13 protein-coding genes and 1 pseudogene are annotated in these 12,312 nt (G+C 68.5%); 8 read left to right on the forward strand and 6 right to left on the reverse strand.

Features of this window, described 5'->3' with window-relative positions:
* Nucleotides 1-1,158 precede the first annotated feature (1,158 nt).
* Nucleotides 1,159-1,371: a hypothetical protein gene (locus OG625_RS39235; RefSeq protein WP_329391406.1), complete on the reverse strand. Its 213-nt coding sequence runs from the start codon at nucleotides 1,369-1,371 to the stop codon at nucleotides 1,159-1,161.
* A 33-nt stretch (nucleotides 1,372-1,404) separates the two neighbouring features.
* On the opposite strand from OG625_RS39235, the gene OG625_RS39240 reads away from it, so the two are divergent.
* Nucleotides 1,405-1,716 (forward strand): hypothetical protein, encoded by a 312-nt coding sequence (locus OG625_RS39240; RefSeq protein WP_329391408.1) that lies wholly within the window; start codon nucleotides 1,405-1,407, stop codon nucleotides 1,714-1,716.
* A gap of 316 nt (nucleotides 1,717-2,032) precedes the next feature.
* Nucleotides 2,033-2,374 carry a hypothetical protein gene (locus tag OG625_RS39245; RefSeq protein WP_329391410.1) on the forward strand — a complete coding sequence of 114 codons (342 nt, stop codon included), beginning with the start codon at nucleotides 2,033-2,035 and terminating at the stop codon, nucleotides 2,372-2,374.
* 96 nt (nucleotides 2,375-2,470) lie between these two features.
* On the opposite strand, the gene OG625_RS39250 is transcribed toward OG625_RS39245, so the two are convergent.
* Both OG625_RS39250 and OG625_RS39255 read right to left on the reverse strand, forming a co-directional pair.
* Nucleotides 2,471-2,731, reverse strand: a complete 261-nt coding sequence (locus OG625_RS39250; protein ID WP_329391412.1) for a hypothetical protein — start codon at nucleotides 2,729-2,731, stop codon at nucleotides 2,471-2,473.
* Nucleotides 2,728-3,024: a DUF6247 family protein gene (locus tag OG625_RS39255; RefSeq protein WP_329391413.1), complete on the reverse strand. Its 297-nt coding sequence runs from the start codon at nucleotides 3,022-3,024 to the stop codon at nucleotides 2,728-2,730. The genes OG625_RS39250 and OG625_RS39255 overlap by 4 nt, the downstream gene beginning before the upstream one ends.
* Before the next feature lie 473 nt (nucleotides 3,025-3,497).
* Here OG625_RS39255 and OG625_RS39260 point away from each other — a divergent pair, with 473 nt between their 5' ends.
* Together OG625_RS39260 and OG625_RS39265 are read left to right on the forward strand one after the other, a co-directional pair.
* Nucleotides 3,498-4,061, forward strand: a complete 564-nt coding sequence (locus tag OG625_RS39260; RefSeq protein ID WP_329391415.1) for a hypothetical protein — start codon at nucleotides 3,498-3,500, stop codon at nucleotides 4,059-4,061.
* A 185-nt stretch (nucleotides 4,062-4,246) separates the two neighbouring features.
* Nucleotides 4,247-5,170: a hypothetical protein gene (locus OG625_RS39265; RefSeq protein ID WP_329391417.1), complete on the forward strand. Its 924-nt coding sequence runs from the start codon at nucleotides 4,247-4,249 to the stop codon at nucleotides 5,168-5,170.
* Between the two features lie 10 nt (nucleotides 5,171-5,180).
* Here the strand turns inward: OG625_RS39265 and tpg are convergent.
* A pseudogene (tpg, locus tag OG625_RS39270) lies at nucleotides 5,181-5,546 on the reverse strand (telomere-protecting terminal protein Tpg); the annotation flags it as partial.
* A 269-nt stretch (nucleotides 5,547-5,815) separates the two neighbouring features.
* Here tpg and OG625_RS39275 point away from each other — a divergent pair.
* The 4 genes from OG625_RS39275 to OG625_RS39290 all read left to right on the forward strand — a co-directional run bounded on the left by OG625_RS39275 (nucleotide 5,816) and on the right by OG625_RS39290 (nucleotide 7,235).
* Entirely contained in the window at nucleotides 5,816-6,181 is a 366-nt protein-coding gene (locus OG625_RS39275) for a hypothetical protein (RefSeq protein ID WP_329391419.1), read from the forward strand.
* 120 nt (nucleotides 6,182-6,301) lie between these two features.
* Nucleotides 6,302-6,604 carry a hypothetical protein gene (locus OG625_RS39280; protein ID WP_329391421.1) on the forward strand — a complete coding sequence of 101 codons (303 nt, stop codon included), beginning with the start codon at nucleotides 6,302-6,304 and terminating at the stop codon, nucleotides 6,602-6,604.
* A gap of 27 nt (nucleotides 6,605-6,631) precedes the next feature.
* Nucleotides 6,632-7,006, forward strand: coding sequence for a hypothetical protein (locus tag OG625_RS39285; RefSeq protein ID WP_329391423.1), 375 nt, complete (start codon nucleotides 6,632-6,634; stop codon nucleotides 7,004-7,006).
* A 46-nt stretch (nucleotides 7,007-7,052) separates the two neighbouring features.
* The gene (locus OG625_RS39290) at nucleotides 7,053-7,235 is read left to right on the forward strand and encodes a hypothetical protein (RefSeq protein WP_329391425.1); all 183 of its coding nucleotides are present in this window, start codon (nucleotides 7,053-7,055) and stop codon (nucleotides 7,233-7,235) included.
* 167 nt (nucleotides 7,236-7,402) lie between these two features.
* Here OG625_RS39290 and OG625_RS39295 read toward each other — a convergent pair whose 3' ends face one another.
* Nucleotides 7,403-8,596 carry a hypothetical protein gene (locus OG625_RS39295; protein ID WP_329391599.1) on the reverse strand — a complete coding sequence of 398 codons (1,194 nt, stop codon included), beginning with the start codon at nucleotides 8,594-8,596 and terminating at the stop codon, nucleotides 7,403-7,405.
* A 954-nt stretch (nucleotides 8,597-9,550) separates the two neighbouring features.
* A complete protein-coding gene (locus OG625_RS39300; RefSeq protein WP_329391427.1) occupies nucleotides 9,551-11,488 on the reverse strand; it encodes a calcium-binding protein in 1,938 nt (645 codons plus the stop codon).
* Between the last annotated feature and the right edge of the window lie 824 nt (nucleotides 11,489-12,312).

A 12,312-nucleotide genomic window follows, 5' to 3' on the forward strand; every position in this document is an offset into this window, starting at 1 on the left:
GGTAGGGACTGAAGGGACCGAGTTTTCAAATGAGATCCAGAGCCTACCGTAGCGTTGGGCGGCAGCGCTGCCGTTGTATCAGTTCCCCAGTCCCTTCAGTCCCTTGTCCGCGCGTGTCGCCCAAGGCACCCGGGGTTCAGACTCTTGATCGGCAGGGTTTCGCTCCCGGGCGTGTCGCGTCGCCGCCAGACCAGCGCCCCGGCACGGGCGTTGTGCCCAAGGGACGCAACATGAATCAGTCCCTGTCCAGTCCCTCGACGAAACACCTGCTCAGAGGCCATGCCCACGTCCTGGAGGGACTGAAGGGACTCAAGAACCCCAGTTATGAGCAGTCCAGAGAATCTCTCCATGTCTACGTGCGGGTGCATACGCACGCACACATGATGAAGGGAACTGGGAAATTCAGTCCCTTCAGTCCCTTCAGTCCCCTTGCCCCAGCTAGCAGGAATGCCCTGACCTGCGGTTTTGATGGTGAACGGCAGAGAGGGACTGAAGCCACGCGGGGTAGATCGAGAGACTCAGGCGAGGCCTGGCCGAGTGCGAGGAGTGAGACAACTGCGTGCTAGGCACGAGCACCGCCTGAGTCGTGCGAATGCTGCACCTGTCAACGGCCATTGAGATGCCCCGGCCCCTCCCCCCAGCCGCCAATTCACCAGAAACTCAGGAGACGACTGCACCTCGCCTCCCGCTGGCCGCCGCAATTCGTCCCACCCCGCAGTCCGCGCCGGACTGCGAGAGGCGGGCGGTAGCACCAGGTGAACCGGGTTGTTCTGCTCCTACAGAACAACCCGTGGCCGTTCGGGCCGTGGCCGATCCACGCAGCAGCTGTGCATAGATCTCGCGCGGAACATCACAGAGCTGCAATGCCATGCAGCGGCTGGGACTGGCCCACGGCCCTGCTGGCAGTCGCGGAGCAGCAGGCGCCGGCTGGAAGCAGCACGGGCCCGAGCAGCAAGCCGCAGCGCCGTGGCTGCTGCACGGCCGGGGCGGGCCTGCTATTCGAGCAGCACCCGTGTGCCGCCTGGCCCATGCAAATGCTGCGCTGCACCCACGAACCAACCTGCTGCCACCGACGACCACCTGGACCACGAGCAGCACCACCGCGACGACGGCCACCAGCCACCCGCAACCCACCGAGCAGCAGTCGGGCAGCCCCGGTCACAGGACGGTGCCGTGCAGGCCACGGCGGGCGCCGGACATCGCGTAGCGGCGGGCGGCCAGACCGTGCTCGAGATTCTCGCCGATCTGATCGCACAGCAGCGCGAGGACGTCCGTTGCCTCTGTTTCGGAGAGGTAGGCCGGGGCGACTTCGAGCATCAGCTCCCCGATCGCGTACGTGCTGGGGACGAGGTCCTCGTCCCCAGCACGCATCGCGGCGACGACCGGGTCCGCTGGCGGCTCGGCGTGCGGTGCAGGCGGAGCGGTACGAACGTCGCGGACGCCCTGACGGACCACGGCGCGCACCGTGGGCTCATCGAGGCTCTACGACTGGCCGGAGGCTCTCCCTACGACGGCGAGACGCCGGACACGCGGAACGTTCCGGGCTACGGCTCGCACGCCACCAGTGACACCGATACCCGAGGCGGCCTCCTCCGGGCGCTGTGCAGCTTCAGCTGGGCCAAAGAGGAGGGCCACATCGTGAGCGGCCTGCCGGACTGCCGTGAATGCCGGCGCGAGGTCCAGCTCGGCGCCGAACGCCCCTGCGGCTCGTCGTGAGCTACGTGCCAGGAATGTGGTTTGCCCCGGCTCGGTGCGGCGGCCGGAGGACCGACGTAGGCCAATGGCACGGCAGCTGCGAGGCTGGCGGTTTCCTCAAGGGGATCCCGGCTGGCGCGTTGTCTCGCCTACGGTCGCTCCATGACCAGTGACGGAGTAGTCGTGGATGAGGCGATCCGTGCGGCGTGGGACTCATACCGGGTCCTGGAGAAACGGACTTCCGCCAAAGAGCGCCAGGCGCGCAGCAGCGGGTTACGGCCGCGGTGGAGGCGTACGGGCGTGAGGAGGTGTCCCGGGGCACGGTATTCCTGGTGGCGTGCTGACCGGATACCTGATCGCCGAACAATCCGGTGGCGAGGATCGGCTTGATCCGCTCAGCGATCTGATCCCCGCTGTGATCCGCAGGCTTCCCACCTTCGAGATGGCCGACCCGGCTCAGGTGCCGATGGTCACCGGCGTTCTCGTGGCCGCTGCGATGGGCATGGACACCGTGGCGTGGCGCGACCAGTTCGGACAGATTCCGCCGGAGGAGGTTCTGGTGCACGGCTTCGTGTTGTGGCTGCTCGCCGATCTCTTCGATTCCCTGGTCGGACGGCCCGGAGCCATCGACCGGATGATGCGGGAGACCTTCGACTCCATGGCCGCCGAACTCAGCTGACGTGCGGGCTGTCCGGCGGATGGCTACCGGTGGCTACGATGCGGAACCCGACGCCGGCAACTGCAATGCCGGGGTCGGGGCGTTGTCACAAGGTGGCTACCCGAGCCAGACGATGTCCAGGATGGACAGGTGCCGGGTGAGCCGGTTGACCACATAGACGACGGAGAGCTGCCCGACGGACGCGGAGCGGACGTCTTCGCCTTCAGGGTCGCCGATGTTCCACTGGGGCCAGCCCCAGGGGGAGCGCACCGCGATGTCCAGGACGTCGCGGACCGTCTCCTTCGCGTGCTCGGGTAGCTCGGTGAGTACCTTCGCGGCCTGCGGGGAAAGGCGCACCGCCCACGGCTCACTGGTCACCGGCGGGCGCCGAGGATGTCGTCCAGGTCCACGAAGCCGGTCTCGTCACGGCCGGAGTCCATGTACAGGTCGACGGCCGGGGCCGCGGCGACGCGCAGCTGCCAGGCGCGTACGACGTCGTGCAGCGGGGTGAGGCTGTAGGTGTGGCGGGAGTCCTCCAGGGCCTTGGCCCAGTCCCGCTCGAAGGCTGGCACCCAGGTGTCGGCGCGGCGGTCGGCTCGCAGCTGGGCGAGCAGCTGGGCGGCGGCGGCCGGGGCCGGCGGGGTGGGGGCTTCCTCGGGCTGTGCGCTCATAAGGTCCTCCATGTCCTGGTGACACGCTAGCGCCACCGTTGCCACCAGCGCCTCGGTTCGGTCCTACCCGTTGCCGCCGTCGCTACGGAGCCTGATTCGGCGTAGGCCATGGCTGCGTCGAGCGTAACGGGTGAGTTGTCGCCAGTAGCCTGGACAAGTTCGGGTATCTCAACCTGGACAAGAAGGGCGCCAAGCTCCTGTTCCAGATTTTCACCGAGCGCGAGGAATGACGTCACGCTCCTCGCCAACGGCGAGGAGGAGTACACCACCCGCAGCAGCTCGCCGACGACGTCCTCCGCATCATCATGGCCGACCGCGACTGACCACCGCCGGCCCCGAACCGCGTCGGCGGTCCGGGGCCGGCTGGGCGACCTGACGATGCCAGGGTGCTCCCCGTTGCTGGATGTGGTCTCTCAGCACGTTGTTTACGCAGGACTACTTCGCTGCCGCATGATTCCCTCTAGCCTCGCACCATGGATTGGTTCACGGCGGCGGTGGTGGGAGCGGTCGGAGGCGCCTCCCTGGAGGCCATCGACGTCATCAAGGCCATCAAGTGGCACCGTCAGATGCCCTGGAACGTCCAATCAGACACCATCGATCCACCCCAGCGCAGAGCTAACGTGCGGCCCCAGGAGGAGCACCTGCCCGCACCCGGCTGGAAGGCGTATTGGGTTGCCGGGGTACTGCGGCTGCTCGTGAGCGGAGCCCTGACCGGAGTTGTGGCAGCCACCTATCCGCAGAGCACCAATCCACTGGTTGCCTTTCTCATCGGGCTGGGCGCGCTATCTGCTGTCCAGCAGGTCACCACACTGGTGCCGCTGATGGTGAAGAACGCGGGTCGGGCTGCTCTAGGCGGCGTAGTGGACGTGGCACAGCAACAAGCGCAGGCTCTCCAGCAAAGCGGGCAGCCTGACCCTGGGCAGTCGAATGGTGCTGTGCCAGGACCCCAAACCGGTAGTCCTCCGGCAGGGAGTCCACAACCGGGCACAGGCGTTGCCGCACAGCAGGATCCGGCGGGCGGAGGAGGTGCGGCGTGACAATTGCTGCCGAGTCCTTCGTGGGCCGCGTCCTGGCCGTGATTTCCCGTCGTTCTCCTGGCTTCCGGCCGCCCTTGAAGACCTCCGGACGACTGCATGCGCCGGACAGCCCTACTACGTCTCCTCCGGCTCAGGACTTTCCTCGCCCTCGTGAGACTCCCCAGGTCGACCCGGCCCAGGACGACTTGCCGGTACAGAGACTGGTCAACGCGACGGCCCAATGGAAGTCCGCGCCTCCACGGGAGCGTCTCCGGAATCGCGGCGGACTTCTGGGAGTCTCAGATTTCCTGGAGACCACCGTCGCAACCCTCGACCGCACCCCCGCCAACGCCCTGTACCGCTACCGCGCCCGGGACCTCGGCCTCGCCCTCGACCGCGCCCTACACCACGCCCGCGACCCCGACTTGGCCCGCGACCACATCCCCCCCGTTGGACTCGTCCCCAACCTCAATCTCGAACTCGCCCGCGCCCGCGAGCATGCCCATGACCTCGAGGCCGCCCGCGACCTCGAACATGTCCCCGCCCTCGCCCGTGACCTCGTCCGCGCCTTCGACCGCGCCCACGACCTCGCTGGCGCCCTCGACCGCGCTCTATACCGCAGCCGTGCCCTCAACCGCGAAGGTGCTCTCGCCCTCAACCGCGAACGCGCCAGCAACATCGTCCTAGAGATCGGACGCGGCCTTGAGATCGCCCGAGGCCTCGACCGCGACCGGGCCCTCGACTTCATTCGCGACCTTGCCCGCAAAATCGAAAGCGCCCGCTCCCCCCACGGTCGTCTCTCCCGCATCCTCAACCCTGGCCGCGACCGCTACCTCATCCTGGCGCTCGCCCTAGACCCCACCCTCGGCCGCTACCTCACCGAAGCTCATGACAACCTGACCGATGCGGCAAGCAACTTCGTTGGCGCAGACCTAACCGCGGTGGATCCTTCTAAGGCCAACCTCGCAGGGATCCGTTGGGACGGCGACACACGGTGGCCCACCCCTGAGTGGACAGCTCGCATCCGTAGAGCATCGGTGGAGGACGCTCCTGGATCCGGGGTCTTCATCGTCCTTCCTGAAGAGGGCCACAACTTCGCCGATCGCGGCCCCGTGGCACCAATCTCCTGAGACACCACAGCTAGAGCTGGACGTCGATGTGGTCGACGTCCGTGAACTCGACCAGGAGGCCGGTGGCGCGGCGGCCGCGGTCCTTGAAGTAGATCTCCTGGAATCCCTCGGCGACGATGTCCAGGAGCTGCTGCTCGGTGGCGCCCTGCTCCTGGGCTTCGAAGAGGCGCGCCGCGTAGGCCGGGGGCAGGCCCTGGGTCAGGTGGCGCATTCGCCCGTCGTCGGTGGTGCCGGCGGCGGCGGTGTACCCGAACCGGGCGCGGGTTTCGATGACGAGTCCGCCACTGGTGGCGGCCGCCTGCTTGGCCTTGGCGCGGATCTGGGGCTGCCAGCGCTTGCGGATCTCCCCCGCGAGACGGGCTGCGAGCTCCTTGCGGCCGCTTGAGCTTGCCGCTGACCGCCCCGCCGCCCAAACCCGCACCTCCGTGCTTGCAGGAAGGCCCTTTCCGCCACCCCAGCCAGCGGCCCGGCAGCCAGGACGCCCGAACGGCCCGGTCCGGGCCCCCGCCGACCCGCCCGCGTACGCCGACGGCATCTAACGGCGTAGCCCGCCTCCGCAACCGGCACGACACCCCGTGTAGCCACCGGTGCGGTGTGGCGCGTCTGCGGTGTCAGGGATGGGCGGGACACGGAATATTCGGATTCATGGTCATGCTCTCCCCCACCGATCCCGGCTCCTCGGCGGCCGAGGTGCTGAGTGCCCGGTACGCGGGCAGGCTCCCCGCCTCCCTCGGCGACCTCGCGGGGCCCGGGCACGGCACGGTCGAGCTGCCGCTCCACGTCGCCTGGTCCGGGCTGCGCGCCTACGACCTCGACCGGCCGCGCCTGCGCATGGGTATGTACCGCACGGTCCTGGCCGAGGGACAGCACGAGGACCTGGTGCGGCTGCTCAACCGCGACCTCCTCCTCGCTCAGTGGCCCGTCCTGCGCACGTTGGTCAGCCGGCACGTACGGACGGTCTGGGAGAACGCCTTCCCCGAACTGACCTCGGCCGGGTCCGCGGCGGCGTGAAGCTCTCCGGCCTGCACCGGCGGCTGCTGGAAGCCGTCAGCCGGCCTGCGTAACGTTGGCGGTGAGCATCACGCGCCCATTCCCCGCCGGTGATGGGAAGCGGCGGACTAAGCTTCCTCCATGTTGCTGAACCCAAAGGACCGGATCCTGACGACGGCCCGATTGCGCTTCGACTGGCCTGCCACCGAGCGAGGCAACGGGGAGGCGAACGTCTTCGACCGTGAATCGGGCGCGCGTCTAGGCGCAGTGAAATACACCCAGATGTCGCGATACACGCCGAAGGGCGAGTCGACTTGGGGACTCCTGGCCCGGAGCGCGGCAAACGAATACGGTGGAACGCCGAGGCGCGGTGAGTATCGACGCGTGATGTTGTGCGAGTCGGTGAGCCAGGCCGAGAGCTGGCTTCTTGCCGAGTGGGCATGAGGATCGGTTGCTGGACGCCCTCTCTCGATGGGCAGTCAGCACCGTGGACCTGAGCGCCAACGGCGAACCCGTCATCGTGCAGGACGAGAGGTTGACGTCGGCATCCACCTTCAGCAGGGCACCCTCACCCTCACCCAGAACGGCAAGGACTTCGAGGCGTACCACGCTTCGGTGGAGTTCGTTGCTGTCCACGAGGAACCGTGGACAGTGGAACAGGTCAAGTTCTCGGCCAAGGGGTCGGACGGAAAGCCCGTGGGGTTGACTGTTGATCTGCTTAACGAGGCGTGCAACGGTCCCAGGGCTGGCGTTCCCGCCGCGATCTGGAAGGTCGTGGCGCTCGCCGCGACCTCCGCCGGAGACGTCGGCATCACCTACGCGACCCCTGACCCGAGTCCGATGTAGCTGCCCTGCTCGGACGGGTCATCAGACCCCCTGCGAAACTGCAGCGATGAGCACCATGCGCCGCCCGCTCGGGCACGGACCGGATCCCGTTGTCGAGGACCAGGAGCCGCGTACGGTGCGGGGCCGTACCGCTGCGGAGCGGGCCGCTGAGGACACTGAGCCGCTCCTGCCGCGTACCGCGGGCGGCATGGCGGCCCGTCGGGCGCTGGGGGCCGGCCCCCGAACCTGAGATCCGGTCCGGAGGCCAACCTCTTCTTCGAGGGCCGCTGTCTGGGCCCCTTCGGCGCCTGCTCTTGGGCCAGCGTGCCGTTGGCGGCCGTGAGGGGCTGCTGTCGGACCACCTTCGGCTTCGGCTGCCCGATTACGGTGCAGGCCGGCGTCTCTGCTCCGCGTCCCTCAACGTCGGCTCGGCACTTGTTGGAGGAGCTCCAGGCGTCGCTGGGCCAGTTTCAGATGCCGGGGATCGAGGGTCGGCAGCGTGCGCAGGAGGCGGACGAGGGCCGGCCCGGTCTCGGTGGCTGCGTCGGTATCCGTCAGCTGGGTCCAGCAGTAGAGGGCGCCGGCGGCCGCCGCGCGTACTTCAGGTGCGTGGGGGGACTGACTGGTGAGGCGGATCCGACAGGCACTGGTCCACAGCTGGGTGGCGAGCCCGAAGTTGCCCGCCATTCTGGCAAGGTCTGCCCGGATCTCCAGCCAGCCGGTCGCTTCCGCAGAGGCGTACCCCGCTCTCTGCACCTCGTACTCTTCCCACGCGGAGGCGAGTGCGGCTGCCTCGGTGTGCCGGCCGGAAGTGGCCAGGGCATGGATGTGCGGCCGCGGGTCCCGGGCCGAATCACCGGCTACTGCCAGCTGCTGAGGGACCGCCACGTGCTGAGCCACGGACGAGTGCACGGCCCCGGCAGGGACAGTCTGGCCCGGCAGGACCTGGCCGTGCTGACCATCAACCGCGCCGCCTGGCCGGGGTGCGAAGCCGAAGCCCCGAGCATACGAATGCTCCATCGAAGGCTCGGCTGGCGCGGGACCTGGGCTCTGCAGATGCGGCGGAACTGCATGGCCGTCCCCGGAACGCGGGCCATTGCCGTAGGACGAGGCCAGCCCCGGAGCGGCTGACGCGCCGAGTTCCCGTGCTGTCGGCAGGACGAGGGCGCCCGGCGCCAGGGCCGCGGTTCCTGCCGCGAGAGCGTGCAAGTGCAGGTTGGCGGGGCGGGAGTGGCTGTTGCGTAGCTGGTCGATCCAGTGTCGCGTGTAGCTGCTCACGGTGTCCCCGCCTGCGGCAAAGCCGGGCGGGGACACCACCCCGTACACCTCGACGGACGAAGATGCGGGCAGGCGTCCATGCTCCTGCAGAACGGGCCATGCCGCCTTGTCCGCGACCAGATCGAGCAGCACGGTCGTCAACCCTGCCGGACGGGCCTTCAGCTCCTTGCCCAGCCACTCCCAGGGCAGTGCCGTGTAGCGGACCGAAGCGGCCGTCGTCCCGGCCAGAGCGAGGTGCAGCCGGCTGCTGCGACGGTCGACGGTAAGACGGCCCGAAAGATAGACCAGCAGCGGGCCCGCTGTAGCCGCAGCTGCACGCAGGCGTGTCAGCACCAAGTTCGGATCCCGGACCCCGTCGAGATACGTCGTGTCGCACGGAACGTCGCTCCGCAACAGCAGCGACGCCGGCACCACCCCAAGTGCGGCCAGGTTGGCACTCGGTGCGACCTGAACGGTACGGCGACGCACCGCGGCACTCCCCGCTATGAGAAGGACATGCCCCCGCTGCTCCAGACCGAAGTTCTGCATGAACAGACCGTACTCACCCCGCGCGGACCGCACGGCTCCGCCTTCCTCGGGGGGCCCTGACGGTTCGAAACGGCTTGGTGGTCATGGCGCGGCTCGGGGTCTGTCGTTATGAGGTAGTCGGCACGTGCGCTCGCTGTGTCACCGCAGTAGCGCGTCGCCGTCGTTGACCCTGTCCACGCTCCCCGGTTTGCTGCAGAGCATGGCAACAGCTTCTCGGCGCGCACCAACGGTGGTGCACGGGTTAGGGCGTTCAGGCGGTGGCGGCGAGGAAGACTCGGACGGCGGGGATAAGTGCGGCGCAGGTGAGCTGGGTGCGGAGGTCCTTGAGGGTGCTGGTGCCGCGTGCTGAGGAAAGCCGCCCCTGCGTTCGAAGAACATGTCCGCTCCGCCTGGCGCGGACGGGTCCACGCCAGACGGGATCACCTCCACACCCAGCCCTGACCCCGTACGTGCGATGGCCCCCGAACCAGAGGGTCCCGGTTCGCGGGCCATCGCACGTACTCCCGGGGCGACTCCCGACGGGGCGCGGCGCGCGCCCGAGGCCACCTCCTGGAGGAGGCGATGACCGCGACGAGGACACCGGCGATGGTGAAGACGACCGTGAGGCCCGCGGCAGCGACGGTCAACGGCATGGCGAGGGCAGGGTGCCCGATCGTCACATAGAGAAGACCGGCGCCGATGATGAAGGGCGGCTGCCCCTCGCCCCGGCACGCCGGGGTAAGGGGCGGGCCCGATCCACGTCTCGTCGATCTTCGGGGGTTACGGGCAGCTGATGCGGATGTCGGCCTGGTCGGTGGTGCAGGTGTCGATGCCGGTGCCGCCGTCCGCGGTGTCGTTGCCGGTGACGCCGTCGGTGGTGGTGAGGGTGTCGTTGCCGCTGCCGCCGATGAGCATGTCATTGCCGGGGCCGCCGGTCAGGGTGTCGTTGCCGTTGCCGCCGATGAGGGTGTCGTTGCCGGGGCCGCCGTCCACGGTGTCGGTGCCGTTGCTGCTGTCGATCGCGTCGTTTCCGGATCCGCTGTAGATGACGTCGTTGCCGTTGCCCCCGTTGATGACGTCGTTGCCGCCGAGGCCGCAGATCACGTCGTCGCCACCTGTGCCAGCGATGGTGTTGGAAGTACTGGTGTCGAGGATGGTGCAGCCGTGGGCGTTGTCCACGGTGGTGTTGGCCGTCGCGGTGTTGTTGTCGGACGCGGGGTCGGTTTCGGCGGAGCTGGTCGTGGCCGTGTCGGACAGGGTTCCCGCGGCCGTGGGTTCGACGACGACGGTCACGGTGGCGGTGGCGCCGGGGGGTAGGGAGCCGAGCGTGCAGGTGGCGCTGGTGGCGCTGGTGGCGGTGGTGGTGCAGCTTCCCTGGCTGGGTGTCACCGAGACCACCGTGCCGGGGCCGGTCACGGTGTCGGACAGCGTGACGTCGGTGGCCCTGACGGTGGCGTTGGTGTTGGTTACGGTCAGGGTGTAAGAAGCCTGGTCGCCCAGGCTGATGGTGGCGGGCCCGGCTTTCGTGACGGACAGGTCCACCTCGGCCGGGGCGGCATGGAAGCGGGCGAGCGCGAAGTCGCTGCCGTCGGCCGCGAAGGTGTAGCCGACGACGACGATCCTGCCGTCGTCCTGCACCGCCATCTGGGTGGCTGCGGCACGTGTGCCGAAGTCGGCCACTGCCTTGCCGCCGGTGCCGAAGGAAGTGTCCATGCCGCCGTTGGTGGTGTAGCGGACGAGCGCGAAGTCGAGGGAGCCCCCTGCTCTGGTGAAGCCGGCGGCGAGGATCTTGCCGTCGGCCTGCACAGCTACACCTCCTTGTGCTCCATCGCCATCGCCATCGCCGAAGTCGGTGGTCACCTTGCCGTCGCCGTCGAAGGTGGCATCGAGGCCACCGCCGGTGGTGTAGCGGGCCAGCGCGAAGTCGGTGCCGTCGGCCGTGTCCGTGAAGCGGGAGCCCCCGACAACGATCTTCCCGTCGGCCTGCACCGCCAGGCCGTTGGGCCGCTCGTCGGAACCGAAGTCGGTGGTGGCCTTGCCGTCGCCGTCGAAGGTGACATCGGGGCTGCCGTCGCGGTTGTAGCGGGCCACCGCGAAATCGTCGCTGCCGCCTACGCCGGCGGTGGTGTAGCCGGCGGCGAGGATCTTGCCGTCGGCCTGCAAGGCCCCTCCGTCAGCCAGACCGAAGCCTCCGAAGGCGGTGGTGGCCTTGCCGTCGCCGTCGAAGGAGGTATCCAGACGGCCGTCCGTTTCGAAGCGGGCCAGCATGAACTCGGCATCGCTCCCCTCGTCGCCGAAGCCGATCGTGAGGATCTTCCCGTCGTCTTGCACCAGCACTTTGTGTGCCCCGTCGTGGCCACCGAGGTCGGTGGTGACCTTGCCTCCGGTGCCGAAGGAGGTGTCCAGGCTGCCGTCGGCGTTGTAGCGGGCCAGCTGAGTGTCGTCGGCGAGGTTGTTGGTGAATGAGAAGCCAGCCGTGATGATCTTTCCGTCGGCCTGTACCGCCACCGAGATGGCGTTGTCACCACCACCGCTGAAGTCGGTGGTCACCTTGCCGTCGCCGTCGAAGGTGGCATCGGGGCTGCCGTCGTGGTTGTAGCGGGCCAGTGCAAAGTCGGTGGTCTCGTCCAGGCCGCGGTGGCCGGCTACCACGAGCTTGCCATCAGCCTGAACTGCCACGGCGTTAGCCAGATCGAAGCCGCCGAAATCGGTGGTCACCTTGCCGCCCATACCGAAGCCTGGGTCTAGATCACCGGATGCCGCCAGAGCGGCGCCGGGCGGGGACACGACGAACGCCAGGCTGACAGCGGCCAGCACGCCAGTGCGGAGGACCGCCTGCGGACGCCACCGTCCCCAGGCCTGGCCCCACCGTCGTCCCCGACCAAGAACCGACACAGACATGGTGTCCACTCCGCCTCTCCTACCGATACCCGTTACCGCGCTGAACGCGCGCCGTCGTTGGCAGCGCGCCAACCACGACTTCCGGTTCGGCATCGCCGGAGCGGAGCCCGCCGGAAGGTGCTGGTCGGCACACAGCTTCGGGTTGTTGCTCTCAGCGCAGCTCCCTGCCCGCTGTGCACTGCGCCCACTGGCGGGACGGAATCACTCCCACGAGTACCGGTGGGCCGGGCACAGCAGGGGGAGTCACCCAAATCTGGGTGACTCCCCCTGGAGAGATCTCGCCTGCGGTAGCGGGTTACCGCCTGGAAGCCGCGACGAACGCGGCGATGACACCGGCGATGGTGAAGACGATTGTGACGCCTGCGGCCGCGACGGTCAGCGGCATGGCGAGCGAGGGGTGCGCGATCGTCACGTAGAGAAGGCCGGCTCCGATGACGAGGACGAGGCGCTGGGTGAGCGCCCGCGCCGGGGGTCGCCCGTTCGGCGGCGAGTACAGACAGAGCCGGGATCAGGACGCGACCGGTGCCCCGCGAGGGTTCGATGTAGAGGCTGGTGAAGAACGGGTCCGCCTGGTACAGGGCGACCAGGGTGGTGTGGTCGAAGACTGCCGTCCGGCTCACGCGGGGCGGGTACTCCAGCCA

The sequence above is a fragment of the Streptomyces sp. NBC_01351 genome (assembly GCF_036237315.1).
Lineage (GTDB): Bacteria > Actinomycetota > Actinomycetes > Streptomycetales > Streptomycetaceae > Streptomyces.